This is a genomic window from Collinsella sp. LCP19S3_A7, from assembly GCF_052121995.1.
Classification (GTDB): Bacteria; Actinomycetota; Coriobacteriia; order Coriobacteriales; family Coriobacteriaceae; genus Collinsella.
Window position 1 is genome coordinate 201,747 of sequence record NZ_JBQKDE010000001.1, and the last position, 20,521, is coordinate 222,267.

Sequence of the window (20,521 nt, forward strand, 5' to 3'; positions counted from 1 at the left end):
GGAAGCTGCATCCCATTCTGAGGCTGCAATCTGGGATACACTTTCCGGAACAGCGCTCATGCGGAAACTGCGTCCCATTCATGCACCGTAGCCCGCCTTCCTCGGCAGACTCTGCAAACAAAAACCGGCTGGAATGGGAATTCCAACCGGCTGCGAAGCGAGATTATGTTTGGCTGACTACGACCGTGCGCCTTCGAGGAAAAAGCGACGGCTAAAGTAGTTGTACCAGGTGACCAGGAACGTGGCGATGGCCTTCATGGCCTGGTAGCCGATGCTCAAAAACGTGACGCCCACAAACATGTACAGGTCGTTGAGGCCCAGACCGATCACCGACAGGATGGTAAAGATCGTGAACTCGCGCTTACGGCTCATGCCCTCGCGATGGTCGAACACGTACTTCATGCTGAGCCAGTAGTTGACCACGACGGACGTGGTAAACGAGACCGTCGTGCTCATCAAAAAGTCGAGGTGGAACAGCTCGACGAGCGCAATAAGCATGCCCCAGTCGACGCCAAAGGAGATAAGGCCCACGACAGCGAACTTGAGGAACTGCTTGGTATGAGGTTGTGCCAGCGCGTTGCGCACGTAATCACATCCAATGCGTTGATGAATCGAGCAACGAGATACTTTAGAGCTTTTGCATGGCAAACGTAAGGTCTTTGGCAAGAACTATACGAACTCGCCAAATATTCAAGAGGTAATCCGCAAACGCTGCAAATCTTCCCGTAAACGAGCAAGGCCCAGGCAACGCTACGCTTGACGCGCGTCATCCGCAGGTCCCCGTAGTGCAACGAGGAGGCCGACCTATTTGGCCTGCTCGCCCTCTAGGAAGATCTTTCGCGTTACAAAGTTGTAGACCATGACGAGCGCGGTAGCGCAAATCTTGGCGATATTGGCCTCGAGGCCCAGGCCGGCGTTGAGGGCCAGCACGATGCCGTCGTTGAGCGCCAGGCCAATAACGGATAGCACGACAAAGATGATGAACTCGCGGCGGCGGCTCATGCCCTCCTTGTGTGCAAACACGTACTTCATGCTCGCGACGTAGTTAAAGATGAGCGAGACGATAAAACCGCTGGTGTTGGCGATCAAGATGTTGAGGCCCAGGCCGTAGTGGAGCAGATTCATGATGCCAAAGTCGATGACGGTGGCAACGACGCCGACGACGCCAAACTTTATGATCTGCGCAAGGAGCTTTTGCATGGTACCTGCCTTAGGGTGACGCCGGGGCGCCGCGGGGATGACAAACCTAGCAAGTTTAACCAATCCCCGCAGGCGGGGCTAGGCGCGCTCCTCGATAGCACCGTTTCTATATGCATCGAGGAGCTGGCGCAGGTCTTGGATCTGACTGCGAATCTTGACGCCGGTATCGGTGTCGCTCACCATGCGGCGCCGGTCGGCCTCGTCAAAGCGGTTGGTCTCGCTTTCGATATCGATGTTGCGGGTGAGCGCCTCGGCAACGCTGGTAAAGGCCTGGTGCGACTTGAGGCGGCATCCGCGCGAGCTCGAGATGAGCGTGTAACCGGCGATGCCCGTTTTGGGGTGGTAGGCGCGACAGAAACCGCCGTCGATGACCAGCAACTTTCCGTTGGCGCGGATGGGCTGCTCGCCCTTGGTGGTCTTGACGGGCGTATGGCCGTTGATGATATGGCCCGTCGGTGAGCAGGCCATGGGGGCGACGCCAAACTCGCGCATGATGTCGTCGCAAACGGACGAGGACGTGGTGAGCGTGTAGTACGGGTCCATCGGCTCGACCCACGTGCTCTTGTCGGCAATGTAGGCGCGCTCGAAGGTGCGCACCACGCGTCCGCTGGCGGGTGAGTTAAAGCCGATCCACAGGTACCACATCCAGTCGAGGGCATCGCGGTCGCCGGCACGCCAGGCGCGGCGGGCGATATAGTCGCAAAAATCAAAATAATCGCGGCCGGCGTGCCAGGTACCCAGGCAGTTCATGCTGCTAAAGGTGCCGTCTTCGTTGAGCGGTACGCAGCCGTGGAACAGCAGATTGCCGTTGGCGACCTTATACATGGAGCCGTGGGTATAGAGGAAATCGATGTGGCGATGCAGATGATCGGCGGTGACAAACTCGGACACGAGCTTGTCTATGATGTGCTGTTCCTCGGGCGTGAGCGTGTAGGGGTCTGCCGGATCGACGGTGGGGAAGTCGTTGGTCGTGAGCGGCCACACGCTGCCGTCGGCGAGGGTGACCGTGCCGGTGTCGTGATCGACCTTGTCAAGCAGTAGACGGTCGGCCATGTCGAACTCGGGGTGGCGCTGGATAATCTGGCCCTCGAGCTTAAAGAGCAGAACGTTGATGGCTTTGATGAGCGGGCTGATGGGCTCGCCGGCGGTATAGGTAGCGTTGGCAAAGGCGACAAGCTCGCGCAGCGAGATGCCGTAGTCGTTCTCGAGAATCTCGTAGTTGTCGTAGCGCAGGTTGTTGCGTAGCACCGTGGCGATGCAGGCGGGCTCGCCGGCAGCGGCGCCCATCCACAGCAGGTCGTGATTGCCCCACTGAATATCGAGCGAATGATAGGTGAGTAGGCGGTCCATAATCTTGGCCGCGCCGCCGCCGCGGTCGAAGATGTCGCCCACCAAGTGCAGGTGGTCCACGGCGAGGCGCTTGATGAGTGAGGCGAGCGACTCGATAAAGTCGTCGGCGCTGGCGGTCTCCAAGATGGATTCGATAATGCGCTCGTGATAACGCACGCGGTAGTTGTTCTCGTCCGGATGCGTGTGCAGCAGCTCGTCGATGATGTAGGCGTAATCGCGCGGGATGGCCTTACGTACCTTGGAGCGGGTGTAGCGGCTCGAAAGCGAGCGGGCAACCACAATGAGCTGGTTGAGCATGGTCTTGTACCAGGTGGGCGAGTCCTCGTGCCGGCTGCGGACCAGATCGATCTTCTCGCGCGGGTAGTAGATGAGCGTGCACAGCTCGCCCTTTTCGTTAAAGGAGAGCGTGTCGCCAAAGATTTCGTCGACATGCTCGCGCACGACGCCCGAGCAGTTGTTGAGGATGTGCATAAAGGCTTCGTACTCGCCATGCACATCGCTCATAAAATGCTCGGTGCCCTTGGGTAGGTTGAGGATGGCCGAGAGGTTGATGATCTCGGTGAATGCGGATTGCTCGGTGGGGAACTGTCTCGACAGCAGGCGCAGATACTTGAAGTCTTGCGGATTGCGATCGAATGCGACCATGAAACACCTTCCGATGGGGTTGGTAAAACTGATAAACAGCGTCAAACGTTTATCAGTATGCGCTGCTTTTGTTTCGATTGGGGTTAGGAGATTGAATTGTTGGCCGAAGGGTTTGCTAAATCGATTTAGTCGAGGTAGATATGGCGGTTGAGTGGAGACGTAGGGTCGTTTTTGCAGGCGCATACCTCCGGGATCGCTAGAGATGATGACGGTAAAGATGTTCACTACCTTTGGTTCAATTTGGTAAATAACGGACATTTGTACCGTATTCACGCATGCTGTGCGATAATTTGCGCAACAATGAGTAAGGAGCCTCATATGAGTGATTTTGTCCTGACCTGTGAATCCGCCGCCGATCGAACCCGTGAGTTCTTTGCGTCGCGCAATATTCCTGTCGTGTGCTTTCATTACGAGATCGACGATGTTGTCTATACGGACGATCTGTATCAGTCGATTACGCCGGACGAGTTTTTTGCCCAGATTGCCGCGGGCGCTATGCCCAAGACGTCTCAGGTGAGCGTGGGTGAGTACGAGGAGTTTTGGGAGCCGCTTGTTGCCGAGGGTAAAGACGTGCTGCACCTGACGTTGTCGTCGGGTATTTCGGGCACGTATGGATCGGCCTGCGTTGCGGCGCAGATGCTCGCGGATCGCTATCCCCAGGGCGGCAAGGTGCGCGTCATCGATTCGCTGGCGGCGTCTTCGGGCCTTGGCCTGCTGGCGGAATGTGCCGCCGACGTTCGCGATGGCGGCGCTTCGCTCGACGAGACGGCCGCTTGGATTGAGGAGCATAAACTCAACCTGCACCACTGGTTCTTCTCGACCGATCTGTCGAGCTACCTGCGCGGCGGTCGCATTTCGGCTGCGAGCGCGATTATCGGCACGGCACTCAAGATTTGCCCGCTTATGACGGTCGATTGCGAAGGTGAGCTGGCGCCGCGTGAGAAGATTCGCACCAAGAAGCGTGCGATTTCCGAGATGGCTAAGACCATGATGGCACACGTGCAGGGCGGTGCGGATTATTCGGGTAAGTGCATCATGTCGCACTCGGCGTGTCGCGAGGATGCCGAGGCAGTTGCGGCGCTGATCGAGGAACAGGTTCCGCAGCTTAAAGGCAAGATTGAGATTAATGACATCGGTACTCTGATTGGCTCGCATACCGGACCTGGTACGGTGGCGCTCTTCTTTATGGGCGACAAGCGCGTGGACTAACGTTTGTGGGCTGGCTGACGGTTTTAACGGCTACGCCTGTCCTCCTGACATTTGATAACAGAAAAAGGCCCGTCCCGTTGTTTGCGGGGCGGGCCTTGCTGTTGCGGCTAGCGTTTCTTTCCACGGAAGAAGAAACCGTGTAGCGAGGGCTTGAGTCCGCGGTTGGCGCGACGCTCCTCGATATGATCGTGGATCGAGGCGACGCGCTCGATGACCTCGTCGGGAATCGGCACGTCGGGATTCATGTTCTCGACCTGGCTGATCTCGGCGGCGGCGACCTGGTCGATAATGGGCACATCGTCGCGCGAGATGACAGGCGTGGCGTCTTCCTTCATCTTGCGGTAGCGCTCCATCATGTCGGTTTGCAGCTGCTGGGCCGAAGGCGGCGTCCAGATGATAGCGTTGGCGCCGGCGGCGATGGTTTCACGGATGCTCTCGGGCGTCTTGCCACCCGGTGCGATGAGCGGCAGGCTGGGATAGTGCTCTCGCAGTTCGCGTAGGACCTGGGGTGTGTTTTTGCCGGCGGCGATGTTGAGGATCTTGGCCCCGGCGCGCACCTTGGCGTGGGCATCGTCATCGCAGCGAACGACCGTGGCGATGACGGGGATGTCGGCGATGTTGGTGATGTGCTCGACCATCTCGGCGGTAGCGGGGGAGTTGACCACGCAGCCCGCCGCGCCTTGCATCTCGGAGACGGCCGCCATCTGCACGGAGCGCTTACCGGTGGTGGTACCGCCGCCAACGCCCACAAAGACCGGGCACTCGGCAACAGTCAGCAGCGCCTGCGTAATGGCGGGCTGCGGCGTGAAGGGGTAGACGGCAAACACGGCGTCGGCATTGGAGTTGCGGATGACCGCCACGTCGGTGGTGTAGATGAGCGATTTGATGCGGCGTCCAAAGAGCGTAAAGCCGCTGGCCTCCTCGATCTCATCGGGCATGCGGAGGGCCGCCTTGCGCAGGCGCCCGTCGATGGGCAGCGGCTCCATGGGCAAAAGGCCGCTGGGGGTTACAGCCACCTGGGGCTCGGTAAATTCGTCCGCAAGCTCAACCTCTGAGAAATCGACCGAGGCGACGATGTCCTCGTGAACCTCGGCGGGAACATCGATGGGGGCTTGGTCGTTCGTCGCGGCGGGCGTGTCGAAGGAGCTGGTGGCGACAAAAGCGTCAACACGCTCGTTCAAATCGTTGAGAGAATCCATTGCGGTCCGTTTCTATAATGTGCGGTCGGCAGCGTGCGACCGGCGCTACGTTGCTAAAACGTTTGACGAGTTGATTTTTCCCCGCCGCGCTATCCGTTAGACCGAAGGGCCGGCGAACGTGAAGGAGCTGTGGTGGCAGGTTTTGAGGTGCTATCTTGGATGTCCCGTATACAAAAGAGAGGTGACGCGGTATGGAAATCTCGACATTATTGGGCTCGATTGGCCTATGCGTGGGCGCAATCGTAGCCGCCGCGGTCATCTACTTTGTGGTTACGGCCATTAAGGGCAAAAGAGCCGAGCGCAAGGAACGCGAGGCACTTAAGCAGCACCGTGACCAGCAGGACAAGCGCGCACGGAGATAGCTTGTTGAGTTGGTCCGTGCGCTAGCTGCGTTTTCGGATCAGAGCGATGTAGAAGCCCTCAAAGTCGCGGCTGGGCGGGATGGTCAGCGTGCCGGGCATGCCGTTGGCGACGGTCGAGACGTGGCCGGTGGCGATGGCCTCGGTGAGGGCGTTGCTCTCGACGCGTGGCTCTTCGCCAGCTTCCTGAGCACGGCGCGTTTCGCTTTCGCTCGGCATGCCGTCGAGGGGGATGAGCTCGCAGTCCATGTGCTTGTCGAGGGCCTCTTGCAGGGCGTCCTCGTTTTCCTGCGGCATGATCGAACAAGTGGAATAGACGAGCGTGCCGCCTGGCTTGAGGGCGCCCATGGCGCGGTCCAGAAGCGCGCGCTGCGAGCGGGCGCACTTGCAGAGCAGCTGCTCGGTCAGGCCGCGCAGGCTTTTCTCGTTGCCGCTGATGACGGTGCCCGTGCCGGTACAGGGGGCGTCGAGCAGGATGCGGTCAAAGCGGAAGAACTCGTCAAGCTCGCGTGCGTCGATGCGCATGACGGGCACGTTTTTGGCGCCCTGGCGGCCCAAGTTGGCCTCGAGCTTTTCGGCGCGGGGAATGCTCATCTCGCAGGCGGTGAGGTGCGCCTGTCCCTGGGTAAGGGCGGCGATCTGCGTCGTCTTGCCGCCGGGGGCCGCGCACATGTCCAGGATATCCTCGCCGGCCTGAGCGCCCAGCACCAAAGGAGGCATCATGGACGACAGGCTCTGCAGATAGATTTTGCCGTTGCGGTAGATGTCGAGATCCCACAGATCGGATACCTGGGCCTCGGGCAGGATGAAAGCGTCCGGGTACCAGGCAACGGTTTGGTGGGCGATGCCGGCTGCGTCGAGCGCGGCGGCGATGTCCTCGGCGGTCGCCTTGAGCGTGTTGGCACGCAGCGTGACCGGGCGCGTGGCAGCGGCGCCAAAGCCTTCGATTATGAGCTCGGCATCGGCAGGCGCATAGGCGCCGGCGACCGTGTCGACCAGAAAGCGCGGCAGGTCGGCGGCGGAGTGTTGGGCGGCAAGCTGGTCGGAAAGCTCGGTAGCGGCAAACTGCCTAAGCTTGAGCTCGGGCTTAACCTGCTTTTTCTGCTTACGACGACGCGGCTTGGACATCCGTCTTTCCTTCCCATTCCATTAAAAGTAGTCAATTTGGGACGGGGCTATTTTAGCTGCCCGTCCGTTTCGGCAGGCGTTGCAGTTAAATTTGGGACGGGGTAGCTAAAATAGCCCCGTCCCAAATTGACTAGTCTGCCTTGGCGTTTGTCTAGTACTGGCTCTCGTGCTTGCTAAAGAAGTCGAAGCGCGGGGGCAGCGGCTTTACGCGGTGCTCGCCGGGCTTCTCGCCCAGGCTCTCCACAAACTCGTCTGTGGAGGCAAAGATGTTATCCCAGCTAAAGAAGGCGACCGGATCGACGTCGAAGTACTCGCAGATGAGCTCGCAGCCGGCCGGCACAATACCGTGCATGAGCACGGTCGCCACGCGCAGCTCGGTAAAGGCGTCGACCAGTGCCTGCGTCATTGCGGCGTTTGCCTCGCTACCATCGAGCTTGTTGGCAGCCTTGGAGGCGTCGCTCCAGCGCTTGTTGGCGGCACGCAGGTAGTCGTCGCACACGGCGAGCGCGCGGTGCGTCTCGAACTTGTACATGGCCTGCTCAAAGGCGAGAGCTGCTTGCTCGGCGGCTTCGACCACGGTGGCGGAGGCGGCACCGGCGGGGATGCAGCCGTTGCGGTAGGGGCTCTCGTCGCCCTCCTTGACGGCGACGCCGTAGAAGCAGCTGCGGGCCAGGCGGTTGAACACGCCGGTCAAAAGCGCGCTCTCCTTAAGGGCCGGGTCGATAACGCGCTTGTCGTCGCAGGCGCGCACCTCGTTGCCGTCCTTGTCCTTGCCGGTTACGCGTGTGTCATATGCCTTGGGGCTAAAGCTCACCGGCTTCTCGGACAGGCCGAGCGACAGCCAATGCGCACGCATCTGCTCGCAGGTGTAGTGGTTGAGCAGGTCGTCTGCCGGCGGGGGAGGCGTCTGCGAGGACGAGCTGGCTTTTTTGCCCATGTAGAGCAGGTGATAGCAGGCGCTGACGGTGCTCTGCGTGAGGTTCCAACCCAGGGCCTCCCACATGGCGGTCTGCGCGATACAGTAGAAGTAGATGTTGTCCTGACCGATAAACTGGTAGATCTGTGCGTCGTCCGAGCACCACCAGTCGCGCCAGTCGAGCGAGCTGTGCTGGTAGGTGGGCGCGGGGACCTGCGTGGAATCGGCGGCGGGCTCGCCCATGAGGGCGGCATCCTGGGCGGCGACGCCCTCGGTCACGCCGGCGGCGCGGGCGTCGCGGGCGAGCACGGTGCGGGTGTAGCTGATGGGCGCCCACAGGCTCTCGGGCCAGCACCAGCAGGTGACATCGGTCACGCCATCGACCTCGGGCACCGGAACGCCCCAGTCGATGTTGCCGGTGATGCGGAAGGGCACGAGCGCCTTGCCGCTACGGAAGCGCACGCCGCCGTTGGCGAGCACCGCGTGGGCGGCGTCGCGCTCCTTCCAGCTGGGGAAGGTGACGGTAAAACTGCTCTTGTTGCCCTCGGGCTCCAGCACGGTGTGCTCGGGGAGCTGATCCTCGACGGCATCGAAGGCCTCGCGGAACTTGTTCTGGATGTAGAGTTGTGCCGGCAGCAGCCACTCCTCCATGGTCTTGGAGACCACGGAGCGAACCTGCGGGTTCTGGGCGAGCTTGGCGGTGTAGGTCTTCATAAAGTCGAGGTAGGCCGGCAGGTCGAAGTAGAGGTTGTCGACCGGGCGCAGCTCGGGCACCTCGCCGGTGAGCTGGCTCTTGGGCGCGATGAGCTCCTCGGGCTCAAACTGGTGGCCCAGGTCGCACTCGTCGGCATAAGCCTTCTCGGACTTGCAACCTTGGATGGGGCAGCGGCCGATGACCTGGCGACCGTTGAGGAACGTGCCGGCCTTGGCGTCGTAGAACTGAAGGGTAGAGCGCTTGGAGATGGTGCCCTGCTCGTGCAGGCGCTCGATAATCTCGGCGGTCACCTTGTTGTGAATCTGGGCCGCCGGCTCAAGGCCCGAGCCGCCGTAGATGTCGCAGCTGATGTTGTAGTTGTTGAGGGTCGCGGCCTGACGGGAGTGATTGGACTCGACATACTCGCTAATGGACTTATCGTAGCCCTCGTTCTCCTTGAGCTTGCGGTAGCTCTCCATGATGGGCGAGCCGTAGCAGTCGGTGCCCGAGGTGAAGATGACGTTCTCGCGGCCCAGGCGGTCGCGCAGGAAGCGGGCGAAGAAGTCGGCCGGGACAAAGACGCCGCCAACGTGGCCAAAGTGAAGACCCTTGTTGCCATAGGGCTCGCCGGCGGTAACGATGGCGCGGCGAGGCCAGCTGGGACGGTCGTTCATGGAGTATTTGGATGCCATGGGACTCCTTCGCATATGGTGAGAGCGTGGCCGGACGCGGGGCTCGGCGACGCGGTGGTCAATTCGTGCATATCGTTCGACATTATCGCACATGCGGACGGGTACGTGGCAGGGGCGCTATCCTAAGATGCTATGAATGAGATTTCCAACATACATGCGTTTGAAGACGAGGATTTCCTGCACGCTTGCTTTGTGTGGGGGATGGCCGTGCTTGGCGCATTTGCCGTGTGCCTGGTGCCGGTGTTTATGCTGCTGGGCGGGCCCGCGGACTTGGATGCGGCTGACGCGGGTGGCTGGACGGCCGTCTTGGGCTGGATAGTCGGCTTGGCTGCGGTTTCGGCGGCGTCATTTGCCGTGCACGAGTTGGTGCACGGCGTGTTCTTTAAGCTGTTTGCGCCCGCCGGTGCGCACGTGACCTTTGGGGCGAACCTCGAGACGTGCATGATCTATGCCTGCGCCGAGGGCGTTGTGTATTCGCGCCGGCGGTACGTGGCAGTTTGTCTGGCGCCGACGGTTGTCGTGACGACAGCGTTTACCCTGGGGTTTGCGTTTTCGGGCTATCCGCTGCTGTGCTACCTGGCGGCCGGCTTGCATTTGTCGGGCTGTGTGGGCGACTGGTATTACGTGCGGACCATTTTGCGCGACCGCCGCATTGTCGCCTGCGAGGACACGTCCTTTGGCGTGCGCTTTTTTGGTCAGTAGTCTTTTTGGGACGGGGCTATTTTGACTACTTTTTGGAGATGGGTATTTTTGACTGCCTTACGTCAAAAGTAGTCAAAATAGCCCCGTCCCAAAAAGACTACCCTGGGCAAAGATTGGGAGGAGATGTCCATGAAGCCGCTGCTGCTGCATGCGTGCTGTGCGCCGTGCTCGCTTGAGCCGGTTCGTCTGCTGCGTGAGGAGGGGTTTGAGCCCACGATTTGCTGGACCAACCCCAATATTCAGCCGCGCGATGAATGGCAGCGCCGCTTGGACGAGCTGCGCCGGTGGTGTGCCGATGGCGACATCGAGCTCATCGAGGCGGGGGAGGACCGCGAGCGCTGGGAGGCCGGCGTGGCCCCGCTGGGCGCCGATCGACCCCGTCGCTGTCGTGCGTGCTATGCCCTGCGCCTGGCCGAGGCATGCCGTGTGGCCCAGGAGTGCGGGTTTGAGTTTGTGGGCACGACGCTCGCCGTCTCGCCGTATCAGTTGTTCGACACCTGCAACGATGTATTGGAGCGCTTGGCGGCGGCACATGGTCTCACCCCGGTCATTCGCGATTTCCGCCCGTATTATCCCGAGGCAACACGCCGTTCGCGCGAGCTGGGCATGTATCGGCAGAACTATTGCGGCTGCCGATTCTCGGCCGTCGAGGCGGCCATGGACCGCGCCCGCATCCGCGACGAGCGCAAAGCATCCAAAAAGTAGTCCTTTTGGGCTGGCAGCCTGCTAGGATGTAGAGCGGATTTTAGCTATATAAGGAGTATTCGACGTGTCTATGCGTACCGATGATTTTGACTACAACCTTCCTGAGGAACTGATTGCCCAGGCTCCTGCCGAACCGCGTGACTCCTGCCGCCTGCTGGTGGTGGATCGCAAGGGCTCCCAGGCGGGAACGCCGCTGGAGCATGGCGGCACCGTCGAGCACCGCATCTTCCGCGACATCATCGACTATATCGAGCCGGGCGACGTGCTCGTCATCAACCAGACGCGCGTGATGCCGGCCCGCCTTATCGGTCGCAAGGCCGGCTCGGGCGGCGTGGTCGAAACGCTGCTGCTCAAGCGCCGCGAGGACGTGAATCCGCTGGGTCACGTTTGGGAGTGCTTGGTCAAGCCGGGCAAGCGCCTAAAGCCCGGGGCTCAGATTGAGTATCGCGCCGGTGGCGCCCATGCGCCCGAGGGCGCGCCCGTGGTGCTGACGGCCGAGGTGGTCGACTTTGTCACCGATAGCCGCGGCGGCCGCCTGGTGCGTTTTGAGCCAGCCGGTTGCAATGCCGCCGGAGAGCCGCGCACACTCGATGAGGCCATCCATGCTGCCGGCCACGTGCCGCTGCCGCCCTACATTACCGATTACGAGGGCGATCCCGAGAAGTACCAGACCGTCTACGCCATGAAGGAGGAGCACTCAGCTGCCGCTCCCACGGCGGGCCTGCACTTTACTCCCGAGCTCATGGCCGCTATCGAGGCCAAGGGTGCGAAGTTTGCCGCTGTCGAGCTCGAGGTGGGCATTGATACCTTCCGTCTGGTGGAGGAGGACGACCCCACGCAGCACGTGATGCACACCGAGCGCTATCACGTGTCGCAGGAGGTTGTCGACGCCGTGCATAAGGCTAAGGCCGAGGGGCATCGCGTGATTGCTGTCGGTACCACCGCAGTCCGCTCGCTCGAGAGTGCGTTTGACGCGGACGCGCCGGTGTCCGATCCGGCTGTGACGGCGCGCTATTTTGAGGGCCGTAAGGACGGGGCCGACACGCTCGGCCGTGGTGACATCGTGGCGCGCGAGAACGCGACGACGCAGCTCTACCTCATGCCCGGCTCGACCTATCACGTGGTCGACGCGCTGATCACCAACTTCCATGTTCCGCGCTCCACACTCATGATGCTCGTGAGCGCACTTGCCACCCGCGACCAGATCATGGATGCCTACGCCGCCGCTATCGAGCAGCGCTACCGCTTCTTCAGCTTTGGCGACGCCATGCTCATTTGTTAGTTACGCGGTTCTACGAACCGCGTAACTGCTCGACGCTGCGCGGGCCGCATTTGGACAATCTGACGTTCAACTTCAAGGGCGCGACCAGAAGGTCAGCGCCCTTTCGTTTCACGTCACCTTGCCTCAAATGCGACCCGCTCGCTGTCGCTGGCAAAACATCGGCATTTCTTTGGTTGTCAAGAGATTGCCGTTCTGGCGGGTTTTCGCTGACTTCGCCAAAACATTGGCGTTGCCGTGGTTCAACCTGCCAAAAAGGGACAGGTTTATTTTGGCAGGTTTTATCTGGGCAAACGTTGTTGGTGCAATGGGGACTGCTTTATATGCACCAAGTTGGTGCAAAGTAGCCTGGCCCCTTTGTACCAATCAAAACGTTGCGGTGAGTGTTTTTGGCAGCTGGTTTACTTGCTCGCAAACAGCCAGATTAGGACGATCACGAGGATTACAGCGACAATGCAGACGATTGCGCCGGTGAATTTGACGCGTGAGTCGCGGGTGCGCTCGCGCACGTCGTTCTCGGCGGCTTCGAGCTGAGCCACTTCGCGCTCGGTTTCGGCACGCTCGTCCTTATCGCGAGCCAGGGAGCCCGCGAGCGATTCGGTGATCTCGGGATGGTTGTGCACCTCGGTCGCCTGCTCGATGATCGACTGCGCATGCGCGACGTCCGCCTGGGCATTGGCGATAGCTTGCTCTTGCTCTTGACGCGCTTTGTCCTCGGTGACGATCTTCTCGCGTAATTCGCGCTGGCGCGCTGCAGCGGCCGCCTTTGCGGTCTGCAGCTCGTCGCGCGTGGCATCGGCCTCGGCCGTCACGGCCTGATGGGCGCGCTTGGCGTCGGCGATGGGGGCTTGCGCCTGCTCGACGGCGTGCTCGGCGGCTGCGAGCGAGTGCTCAAGATCGGCGGTGATGCGCGGGACATCTTCCTCGGCTTTACGAAGGGCATCAGCCGTGTCGGAGATCTGCATCGAAAGCTCGCTGGTGCGTACCGTATAGTTGGCGGGATTTGCCGAGGGATTGCGCTGCAGCTCGGCATACTCATGACGCAGCGTCTCGAGCTGGGCACGCGTGGCGTCGACGGTTTGCTGCGCTGCGGCAACGCCGGCGTCGCGCTCGGCCTTCACCTTGTCGCGGATGCGCTTGGAATCCTCGAGACGTCGTACGAGGCGGTTACCGGTCTCGCGCGAGCTGGCTTCGCGCGCTTCGACGGCATCGAGTGCGGCCTTCAGGCGGCGCTCGGCTGCATCATCTTCTGCCTTCATTTGCTCGAGGTGGCACTTGAGCTCAGTCGCTTTGGCGGCATGGGTATCGCGGCCGATTTCTGCCGCCGCGGCGGCCTTTTGTGCCGTGTCGATAGCGTGGCGCTGCTCGGCGACGATTTGGTCGTAGCGGCCTGCGATATCCTGGCGCGTCTCGAGCTCCTCGCCTTGATCGGCGATGCGCTGATCAAGTTCGGCCAGGTGGGCACGAGCGTCCGCGAGCGCCTTCTTTGCGGCGTTCATCTCGCGCATGGCAGAGGCGCCCTGGGCGATAAAAGTGCCTATGGCGTTTGCTGTATTTGAGACGGCGGTTCCCAGATCGCGGCTGGCTGCAGGGGCGTGTGGAGCGGTCGGGTGACCGGCGTCGGCCGTACCCGCATCGGGCGCCTGCGACGTGGCGATATTGCCGGTGCCACCCTCGATCACGGAAAATCCGGCAGTGTGCGGGTCAACTGCATCTGCGCCAATTGTAGGGTGCTCGAGCTGTAAGAACGAAGGTACGGTGCTGCCTTGGTCGGCAACGGGGGTCTCGCCAGGCACGAAGGTCGATGCGGTCTCGGCGGCCTTCTCTTCTTCGGCGTCCACATCGGCGTCAGCCACGGCGTCTTTCATCGCTTTGACGGCATCCATCATGGAGTCCATGACGGCATCGAGCTCTTCTTCCGAAGATACCTCGATGGGGCCTGTCGCCTGTGACGCGGGGTCCGCGTCGGGCTCGGCGTCGTTCGACTCCGGTTGCTCGCCTTCGTCATGCTCGACAGTATCGCCTGTGTCTGTTGCCTTATCCGCACCGGCGTGCGCATCATCGGCGGATGCATCGACGGAAGCGGCGACGCAGGTAGGAGTGCTGCAGTCGTCGGCGACGTCTGCGGAATCATCAATATGCTGCTGAGTCTGGGGGTCCAGCTCGTCTGTCATAGGCATGTGCTCCTCATCGTTGATTGTCACCCTATGATAAAGTCTCGCGCCGGCATCCCGCGCGTCGCAGCAAAGTTTCAAAACGTGTTCGATGGCTCGCTTGGATAGCAAATAATCGGCCGCTCTATTCAGTTTGCGCTTGACATTCCCTTCTCCGAAAGACGTTATGCCGTTCACCTGCCGCGGTCTTTATAATGGTTTGCGTATGAACCGCAACCAAGGAGTTCCAGTTTATGGACCAGAGCCTATTTAAATTCGACCTGATCGCCGAGGATCCGACGACGCATGCGCGTGCCGGCGTGCTGCACACCCCGCACGGCGACATCGAGACGCCGATCTTTATGCCCGTGGGCACCAAGGCAAACGTCAAGGGCATTCCTGCCGAGACTGTCAAGCAGCTCGGCGCCCAGATCGTGCTCGCCAATACCTATCACCTGTCCATGCGTCCCGGCGAGGATACCATCGCCGAGTTGGGTGGTCTGCACAAGTTTATGAACTGGCATGGCCCCATCCTCACTGATTCCGGCGGTTTCCAGGTGTTCAGCCACAACGACGCCGTCAAGCTCACCGACGAGGGCGTGCGCTTTATCGTCAACGACTACGACGGCCGCCACGTGTTCTGGACGCCCGAGGACAACATGGAAATCGCCATGAAGCTTGGCTCCGACATCTGCATGCAGCTCGACCAGTGCCCGGGCTATCCCGCCACGCGCGCCTACGTTGAGCGCGCCGTTGAGCTGTCGAGCATGTGGGCCGAGCGCTGCTATAAAGCTCATACCCGCGACGACCAGGCGCTCTTTGGCATCGTTCAGGGCGGCATGCATCTGGACCTGCGCCTGCGTTCGCTGCGCCATCTGGAGGAGTGCGGTGACTTCCCCGGTTACGGCATTGGCGGCTACTCGGTGGGCGAGGACCACGAGACCATGTTTGAGACGCTGGCACCGCTCGCGAGCGAGTACATGCCCAAACATAAGCCGCGCTACCTGATGGGCGTCGGCAACCCGACGACGCTCGTGCGTGGTGTAGGCGTGGGCATCGACATGTTCGACTGCGTGCTGCCGACGCGCACCGGCCGCATGGGGACGGCGTTCTCGAGCGAGGGTCGCCTTAACTTCCGCAATGCCCGCTTTGCGCACGACGACGGCCCCATCGATCCCACCTGTACCTGCCCGGTGTGCACGGGCGGTTACAGCCGTGCGCTCATTCGCCACATGGTCACGCAGAAGGAGATGCTCGGCGGCATTTTGCTTTCGATGCACAACATCTACTACCTGCTCAACCTTATGCAGCGTGCCCGCCAGGCCATTATCGAGGGCCACTACGGTGCGTTTGTGAGCGACTGGATGAACAGCCCCGCGGCAGTGGATTACTAAGAGCTGCGGGTGCGCTTACGGGGGCGCTCGCGCGGTGTCGAGGCTACGTGCCAATCGACCGTGCGTAGCCGGCGCCGGGCATCGCATGCGTCGGCATCGCTTGCACGACCTCTGACCGATGCCTTGCAAGCGCTTGATGCATCGTGGGTACCATACCGAATGGTTGATGTTCGGGCGGGTGTTTGACGCATTGCGTCGACCCCGCCCGTTTCTATTTTCGATAGGAGTATCCCATGATTAAGAATGAGAACGTCGAGGGCGAGCCGGCCTACGACGAGACGTACCGACGCGGCCCCGTGGTTATGCGCGGCCCTATGATTCCTAAGGACAACACCTACGCCAACCTGCTGGCGCCCGAGGACTCGACTGACTGGTTGCACGCCGACCCGTGGCGTGTGCTGCGCATTCAGGCCGAGTTTGTCGATGGCTTCGGCGCGCTTGCCGAGCTCGGGCCCGCGGTGACCATCTTCGGCAGTGCCCGCACGCCCAAGACCGATCCGCTCTACAAGGCGGCGCGCACGGTCGGCCGCAAGATCGCGCAGCGCGGCGTGGCGGTTATCACCGGCGGTGGTCCTGGCATTATGGAGGCGGCCAACAGGGGAGCGGCGAGCGCCAACGGCAAGTCGGTCGGCTTGGGTATTGAGCTTCCGCACGAGCATGGGCTCAACAAATACGTGAACCTCGGCATGGACTTCCGTTACTTCTTTGTGCGCAAGACCATGTTTGTCAAATACAGCTCGGGCGCCATCGTGTTTCCCGGTGGTTTTGGTACGCTCGACGAGATGTTTGAGGTGCTCACGCTGGTGCAGACGCACAAGGTCAAGCGCATGCCGCTTGTTTTGGTGGGCAGCGAATACTGGCAGGGCCTGTTCGACTGGCTCAACGGCCCGGTGATGGATGCCGGCATGATCAGCCCACTCGATCAAGATCTCGTCCACATCACCGATGACCTCAACGAGGCCGTCGATATTGTCCTGAGCGGGCTGATGTAGGGTAGGTAAAATGGGACGGGGCTAAAAAGACTGGTCTGAAACGTTTGATATCAGTCTTTTTGGCCCCGTCCCAAATGAACTGCTTCCAAGTTGCGGTGGAATAGGGATTGGTTGGCGACGATGCGCTTGGCGCCACGACCCTTTTTGATCGCCTTGATCTCGCCCGATTTCCACTCCGGCGAAACGGTCAGGCGAATATTGAGCATCTGCGTGAGCTGGCCTGCACCTGGTCGAGCAGGTCTTCGCCTTCGATAATCATATGAAGCGGAATCACGTAAATGCCGAGCTCTTGGGCGCGGGCGGGGGAGATGCCCGACGTGGAGTCGGTTATGATGGCAAAAGACATAATTGCACTTTTCGTTGGGGCGCTTGCGCGCCGCCTTCTGAGAGCAAAGTGCGACAAGTATAGTAGAGTCGCTCCACATTGCTAGGTTCAATTGTTGAATAGTCAACAGTTTGAAGTGTCGATGTGGAAATCGTCAACTGGGGGAAGAGGGATGTCGATGGAGGCACTGGAGATATGCAAGCGGCCGGTCGTGCTGTTTGATTTTGACGGCACGGTGGCCGATACGGGCCGGGCGGTGATGACCTCGACGCGTAAAGCGCTGGCTGCGCGCGGGTTTTCTGAGGCGCAGATGGGTGACCTGCGCCGCATGATCGGGCCTCCGTTGTGGAAGAGCTTCCACGACTTTTACGGCTTCTCGCGCGAGGAGTCGCTTGTGGTGGCCGACGAGTACCGTGCCTTTTTTGATGAGCTGGGACCGGAAGAGTACCCCGTGTTCGATGGAATCCCCGAACTGCTCGATGGCCTGGCCGCCCAGGGGCATCACTTGGCCGTGGCGACGTCGCGCATGGAGGCAAAGTGCATCGACATGGTGGGCGAGCTGGGGCTTTCGCAGTTTGAGGCGGTGGTCGGTATGAATCCGCCGCAGGGGCGCGAGACCAAGGCCGATTCGGTTCGCGATGCCCTGGCGGCGCTCGGCGCGACGGCGGACGATGCCGTGATGATCGGCGATCGCTTTAACGATGTGGAGGGCGCGCACGCAAGGGGCGTGCCGTGCATTGGCATCTATTCGGGTGCGGCGGTGCCGGGCGAGCACGAGGCGGCGGGTGCCGATGCAGCGGTGCACTCGGTGGCCGAGCTTGCTAAACTTTTCGCCATCTAATGACGTTATGCGAGGGGCGGGTGTGGCCGTCGCTCATTGGTAAGGAGGTCGTCCATGAATCAGGTGGAGCAGAGCGTTACCGAGTATGTCGACGAGATCTGGGAAGATGTCGTTGCCGATATCGAGCAGCTGGTGAGCTATCCGTCCGTGGCCGTTGCTGCCCATGCGGAGCCCGGTGCGCCGTTTGGCCGCCCGGTCCGTGATGCGCTCGATTGTGCGCTCGGCATTGCGCAAAAGCTCGGCTACCAGACGAGCGACGACGAGGGCTATGTGGGCATCGCCGACATTCCCGGCCGCGGCGATAAGCAGCTTGCGACCATCTGCCATGTGGATGTGGTGCCCGCCGGTCCCGGTTGGAACACCGACCCGTTTGCGATGGAGCGCCGCGAGGGCTGGCTGCTCGGTCGTGGCGTGATCGACGACAAGGGCCCGGCCGTGTTGTCGCTCTACGCCGGTGCCTACCTGATCAAGCACGGCATTGTGCCGCGCTATACCTTCCGCGCGCTGCTGGGCTGCGATGAGGAAGTGGCCATGTCCGACGTTCACCATTATCTGGAGAACCACGCAGACCCCGACTTTTTGTTTACGCCCGATGCCGAGTTCCCGGTCTGCAATGCCGAGAAGGGCCAGTTTGGGGCGACGTTTGTGAGCTCCAAGATCGACGGCGGGCGCATCGTATCGTGGAGCGGTGCCGAGGCGAGCAACGCCATTCCGTCGCAGTCTATCTGCGAGCTCGCGATTGCCGCCGATGAGCTGCCGGCGCCCGTTGAGAACGCCGACCGCCTGGAGATCACGGCGCTCGATAACGGGCATGCGCAGATTTTCGCCCACGGTATTGGCGGTCACGCTTCGATGCCCGAGGGAACGATCAATGCCGTCGGCCTCATCGTGGCGTATCTGCGCGAGGCCGAGGACGCGTTTGGTGCACGCGACGAGCGCCTGCTGACGCCCGCCGAGCACGAGTTTGTCAAGTTTCTGACCTTTGTACATGCGGATGCCTACGGTCACGGCCTGGGTATCGACGCGACGAGCCCGGCGTTTGGCCCGCTCACGTGCAACCCCGGTGTTATCCGTGTGATGGATGGCCATATTGAGCAGGTCATCGACGTACGTTTCCCCGACAGCACGAGCGCCGATACCATCTGCGAGCAGCTCGAGCCGCTCGTGGGCCGCTTTGGCGTGACGTGCCGTGTGGGTCGTGCAAAGGTGCCGTTCTCGGTGTCCGCCGACGATCCGGCCGTGAAGGCGCTTATTGATACCTATAACGAGTTTACGGGCAAGCATGCCGAGCCCTTTGCCATGGGCGGCGGCACGTACGCGCGCAACTTTGCCCGCGCCGTGTCGTTTGGCCCCGAGGAAACCGGCCTGGAGCTGCCCGCATGGGGCGGCCAGATGCACGGCCCCAACGAGTGCGCCAACGAGGAACAGCTCAAGCAGGCGCTCAAGATCTACATCGTGGCGATTTTGCGCTTGAATGAGCTGGAGCTTTAAGGTTTCGCGGTTTCCTAATCTAAGTTGCGATGGAATAGTTCCTAGAATGGGCCATTTGATGGCCAAGCAGGAACTATTTCACCGCAACTTTGTTTTTATTGGTGTAAAAGGCGGGCCATGCTTGGGGGCGGGTTTGTTATTCGTCTGTAAAGCCGAGTCGCGCTTGCGGTAAGGGTCTATCAAATGCCCGTAAGAAACCGCAGTTGGCGCGGGCACCGCCCGATCGAGGCCGTATCTTTCCAAACAGCAAAGCGGGCAGGGTGCCCGCGAGTCGCATGAATGAAAGGAAGATTATGCTCGATCAGGCTTATTCTCGTCGTCAGTTCCTCGGCCTCGCCGGTGGTCTTGCCAGCTTCGTGGGCCTCGGCCTCGTTGGTTGCGGCGGCGCAGGCGCTTCCAACGCCGCCGACAAGGGCAGCGCCGCTGCCGAGTCCGTCTCCGGCGAGGTGACCTACGACGGCGCCTCCTCGTTCCAGGCTCTCGTCGAGGCCGCTGCCGAGAAGTTCATGGACGCCAACCCGGACGTCTCCGTCTCTGGCTCGGGCAACGGTTCGGGCAAGGGCCTGACCGCTGTTGCCGCCGGAACCGTCACCATCGGTAACTCCGACGTCTTCGCCGAGACCAAGCTCGAGGCCGATCAGGTCAAAAACCTCGTCGACCACGAGGTCGCCGTCGTGGGCATGGGTCCCGTCGTCTCCAAGAACGTGAAGGTCGACGACTTGTCCCTCGAGCAGCTCAAGGGCATCTTCTCCGGCCAGATCACCAACTGGAAGGAGGTCGGCGGCGACGACGCCACCATCGTCGTTCTCAACCGCAAGGCCGGCTCCGGCACCCGCGCCACCTTCGAGGCCGCCGTCTTTGGTGACGAGGCCGTCGACTTTAAGGGCGACGCCGAGCTCGACAAGTCCGGCGACGTCCAGACTCAGATGGCCAGCACCGACAACGCCATCTCCTACCTCGACTTCTCGCACTTCGACGACTCCAAGTTCAACGCCATCAAGGTCGAGGGCGTGGAGCCCAAGAGCGCAAACGTCACCGACGACTCCTTTAAGATCTGGGCGACCGAGCACATGTACTGCGCAAAGGACGCCGACGATGCCACCAAGGCCTTCTTGGAGTTCATGCTTTCCGACGACGTCCAGGGCAAACTCGTCGAGGAACAGGGCTTTATCCCCGTCTCTGCCATGAAGGTCGTCAAGGACGCCAGCGGCAAGGTCTCCGCTAAATAAGTAATCGCCCCGGAAAGG

Annotated in this window: 18 protein-coding genes; 10 read left to right on the forward strand and 8 right to left on the reverse strand. The window is 61.1% G+C overall.

Annotation, left to right across the window (positions count from 1 at the left end; genetic code table 11):
• Positions 1–177 precede the first annotated feature (177 nt).
• The 3 genes from ACTQV3_RS00825 to ACTQV3_RS00835 all read right to left on the reverse strand — a co-directional run bounded on the left by ACTQV3_RS00825 (position 178) and on the right by ACTQV3_RS00835 (position 3,195).
• Positions 178–585, reverse strand: a complete 408-nt coding sequence (locus ACTQV3_RS00825) for a GtrA family protein (RefSeq protein ID WP_370450581.1) — start codon at positions 583–585, stop codon at positions 178–180.
• A 219-nt stretch (positions 586–804) separates the two neighbouring features.
• Positions 805–1,200: a GtrA family protein gene (locus ACTQV3_RS00830; RefSeq protein ID WP_427719820.1), complete on the reverse strand. Its 396-nt coding sequence runs from the start codon at positions 1,198–1,200 to the stop codon at positions 805–807.
• A 78-nt stretch (positions 1,201–1,278) separates the two neighbouring features.
• On the reverse strand, positions 1,279–3,195 hold the full coding sequence (locus tag ACTQV3_RS00835) for a fructose-1,6-bisphosphatase (protein ID WP_441535687.1): 1,917 nt from the start codon (positions 3,193–3,195) through the stop codon (positions 1,279–1,281).
• 318 nt (positions 3,196–3,513) lie between these two features.
• Between ACTQV3_RS00835 and ACTQV3_RS00840 the strand changes: the two genes are divergently transcribed.
• Positions 3,514–4,404: a DegV family protein gene (locus ACTQV3_RS00840; RefSeq protein ID WP_441535688.1), complete on the forward strand. Its 891-nt coding sequence runs from the start codon at positions 3,514–3,516 to the stop codon at positions 4,402–4,404.
• A 107-nt stretch (positions 4,405–4,511) separates the two neighbouring features.
• On the opposite strand, the gene ACTQV3_RS00845 is transcribed toward ACTQV3_RS00840, so the two are convergent.
• Complete coding sequence (locus tag ACTQV3_RS00845; RefSeq protein ID WP_441063467.1) at positions 4,512–5,603, reverse strand: hypothetical protein; 1,092 nt, start codon at positions 5,601–5,603, stop codon at positions 4,512–4,514.
• 191 nt (positions 5,604–5,794) lie between these two features.
• Here ACTQV3_RS00845 and ACTQV3_RS00850 point away from each other — a divergent pair, with 191 nt between their 5' ends.
• A complete protein-coding gene (locus ACTQV3_RS00850; protein ID WP_441068396.1) occupies positions 5,795–5,965 on the forward strand; it encodes a hypothetical protein in 171 nt (56 codons plus the stop codon).
• Positions 5,966–5,986: 21 nt separating this feature from the next.
• Here ACTQV3_RS00850 and ACTQV3_RS00855 read toward each other — a convergent pair whose 3' ends face one another.
• Both ACTQV3_RS00855 and ACTQV3_RS00860 read right to left on the reverse strand, forming a co-directional pair.
• Positions 5,987–7,090, reverse strand: a complete 1,104-nt coding sequence (locus ACTQV3_RS00855) for an RsmB/NOP family class I SAM-dependent RNA methyltransferase (protein ID WP_441068394.1) — start codon at positions 7,088–7,090, stop codon at positions 5,987–5,989.
• Positions 7,091–7,241: 151 nt separating this feature from the next.
• Positions 7,242–9,392 (reverse strand): methionine--tRNA ligase, encoded by a 2,151-nt coding sequence (locus ACTQV3_RS00860; RefSeq protein ID WP_441068392.1) that lies wholly within the window; start codon positions 9,390–9,392, stop codon positions 7,242–7,244.
• 132 nt (positions 9,393–9,524) lie between these two features.
• Between ACTQV3_RS00860 and ACTQV3_RS00865 the strand changes: the two genes are divergently transcribed.
• The 3 genes from ACTQV3_RS00865 (at position 9,525) to queA (ending at position 12,081) form a co-directional block, all read left to right on the forward strand.
• On the forward strand, positions 9,525–10,094 hold the full coding sequence (locus tag ACTQV3_RS00865; RefSeq protein WP_441031447.1) for a DUF3267 domain-containing protein: 570 nt from the start codon (positions 9,525–9,527) through the stop codon (positions 10,092–10,094).
• A 129-nt stretch (positions 10,095–10,223) separates the two neighbouring features.
• The gene (locus ACTQV3_RS00870) at positions 10,224–10,799 is read left to right on the forward strand and encodes an epoxyqueuosine reductase QueH (RefSeq protein WP_441014868.1); all 576 of its coding nucleotides are present in this window, start codon (positions 10,224–10,226) and stop codon (positions 10,797–10,799) included.
• A 70-nt stretch (positions 10,800–10,869) separates the two neighbouring features.
• Complete coding sequence (gene queA / locus ACTQV3_RS00875; protein WP_441068402.1) at positions 10,870–12,081, forward strand: tRNA preQ1(34) S-adenosylmethionine ribosyltransferase-isomerase QueA; 1,212 nt, start codon at positions 10,870–10,872, stop codon at positions 12,079–12,081.
• A 398-nt stretch (positions 12,082–12,479) separates the two neighbouring features.
• Here queA and ACTQV3_RS00880 read toward each other — a convergent pair whose 3' ends face one another.
• On the reverse strand, positions 12,480–14,252 hold the full coding sequence (locus ACTQV3_RS00880; protein ID WP_441068390.1) for a hypothetical protein: 1,773 nt from the start codon (positions 14,250–14,252) through the stop codon (positions 12,480–12,482).
• 233 nt (positions 14,253–14,485) lie between these two features.
• On the opposite strand from ACTQV3_RS00880, the gene tgt reads away from it, so the two are divergent.
• Both tgt and ACTQV3_RS00890 read left to right on the forward strand, forming a co-directional pair.
• Complete coding sequence (gene tgt / locus ACTQV3_RS00885; RefSeq protein WP_154515785.1) at positions 14,486–15,625, forward strand: tRNA guanosine(34) transglycosylase Tgt; 1,140 nt, start codon at positions 14,486–14,488, stop codon at positions 15,623–15,625.
• A 233-nt stretch (positions 15,626–15,858) separates the two neighbouring features.
• Complete coding sequence (locus ACTQV3_RS00890) at positions 15,859–16,617, forward strand: TIGR00730 family Rossman fold protein (RefSeq protein ID WP_441068388.1); 759 nt, start codon at positions 15,859–15,861, stop codon at positions 16,615–16,617.
• 187 nt (positions 16,618–16,804) lie between these two features.
• On the opposite strand, the gene ACTQV3_RS00895 is transcribed toward ACTQV3_RS00890, so the two are convergent.
• Positions 16,805–16,963 (reverse strand): DegV family protein, encoded by a 159-nt coding sequence (locus ACTQV3_RS00895; protein ID WP_441068386.1) that lies wholly within the window; start codon positions 16,961–16,963, stop codon positions 16,805–16,807.
• A gap of 157 nt (positions 16,964–17,120) precedes the next feature.
• Here ACTQV3_RS00895 and ACTQV3_RS00900 point away from each other — a divergent pair, with 157 nt between their 5' ends.
• From ACTQV3_RS00900 to ACTQV3_RS00910, 3 genes are all read left to right on the forward strand, one after another.
• Positions 17,121–17,783: an HAD hydrolase-like protein gene (locus ACTQV3_RS00900; protein ID WP_441014858.1), complete on the forward strand. Its 663-nt coding sequence runs from the start codon at positions 17,121–17,123 to the stop codon at positions 17,781–17,783.
• A 54-nt stretch (positions 17,784–17,837) separates the two neighbouring features.
• Entirely contained in the window at positions 17,838–19,274 is a 1,437-nt protein-coding gene (locus ACTQV3_RS00905; RefSeq protein WP_441068384.1) for a M20 family metallopeptidase, read from the forward strand.
• A 275-nt stretch (positions 19,275–19,549) separates the two neighbouring features.
• Positions 19,550–20,503, forward strand: coding sequence for a phosphate ABC transporter substrate-binding protein (locus tag ACTQV3_RS00910; RefSeq protein WP_441068382.1), 954 nt, complete (start codon positions 19,550–19,552; stop codon positions 20,501–20,503).
• Positions 20,504–20,521 lie beyond the last annotated feature (18 nt).

Bases quoted from the DNA above. Each gene is read 5' to 3' on its own strand.
- ACTQV3_RS00870 (WP_441014868.1), top strand. From the start codon at position 10,224: ATGAAGCCGCTGCTGCTGCATGCGTGCTGTGCGCCGTGCTCGCTTGAG.
- ACTQV3_RS00905 (WP_441068384.1), top strand. From the start codon at position 17,838: ATGAATCAGGTGGAGCAGAGCGTTACCGAGTATGTCGACGAGATCTGG.
- ACTQV3_RS00830 (WP_427719820.1), bottom strand. From the start codon at position 1,200: ATGCAAAAGCTCCTTGCGCAGATCATAAAGTTTGGCGTCGTCGGCGTC.
- ACTQV3_RS00860 (WP_441068392.1), bottom strand. From the start codon at position 9,392: ATGGCATCCAAATACTCCATGAACGACCGTCCCAGCTGGCCTCGCCGC.
- ACTQV3_RS00880 (WP_441068390.1), bottom strand. From the start codon at position 14,252: ATGACAGACGAGCTGGACCCCCAGACTCAGCAGCATATTGATGATTCC.
- ACTQV3_RS00910 (WP_441068382.1), top strand. From the start codon at position 19,550: ATGAATGAAAGGAAGATTATGCTCGATCAGGCTTATTCTCGTCGTCAG.
- ACTQV3_RS00900 (WP_441014858.1), top strand. From the start codon at position 17,121: ATGGAGGCACTGGAGATATGCAAGCGGCCGGTCGTGCTGTTTGATTTT.
- ACTQV3_RS00855 (WP_441068394.1), bottom strand. From the start codon at position 7,090: ATGTCCAAGCCGCGTCGTCGTAAGCAGAAAAAGCAGGTTAAGCCCGAG.
- queA (WP_441068402.1), top strand. From the start codon at position 10,870: ATGCGTACCGATGATTTTGACTACAACCTTCCTGAGGAACTGATTGCC.
- tgt (WP_154515785.1), top strand. From the start codon at position 14,486: ATGGACCAGAGCCTATTTAAATTCGACCTGATCGCCGAGGATCCGACG.
- ACTQV3_RS00850 (WP_441068396.1), top strand. From the start codon at position 5,795: ATGGAAATCTCGACATTATTGGGCTCGATTGGCCTATGCGTGGGCGCA.
- ACTQV3_RS00865 (WP_441031447.1), top strand. From the start codon at position 9,525: ATGAATGAGATTTCCAACATACATGCGTTTGAAGACGAGGATTTCCTG.
- ACTQV3_RS00890 (WP_441068388.1), top strand. From the start codon at position 15,859: ATGATTAAGAATGAGAACGTCGAGGGCGAGCCGGCCTACGACGAGACG.
- ACTQV3_RS00845 (WP_441063467.1), bottom strand. From the start codon at position 5,603: ATGGATTCTCTCAACGATTTGAACGAGCGTGTTGACGCTTTTGTCGCC.
- ACTQV3_RS00840 (WP_441535688.1), top strand. From the start codon at position 3,514: ATGAGTGATTTTGTCCTGACCTGTGAATCCGCCGCCGATCGAACCCGT.
- ACTQV3_RS00835 (WP_441535687.1), bottom strand. From the start codon at position 3,195: ATGGTCGCATTCGATCGCAATCCGCAAGACTTCAAGTATCTGCGCCTG.
- ACTQV3_RS00895 (WP_441068386.1), bottom strand. From the start codon at position 16,963: ATGTCTTTTGCCATCATAACCGACTCCACGTCGGGCATCTCCCCCGCC.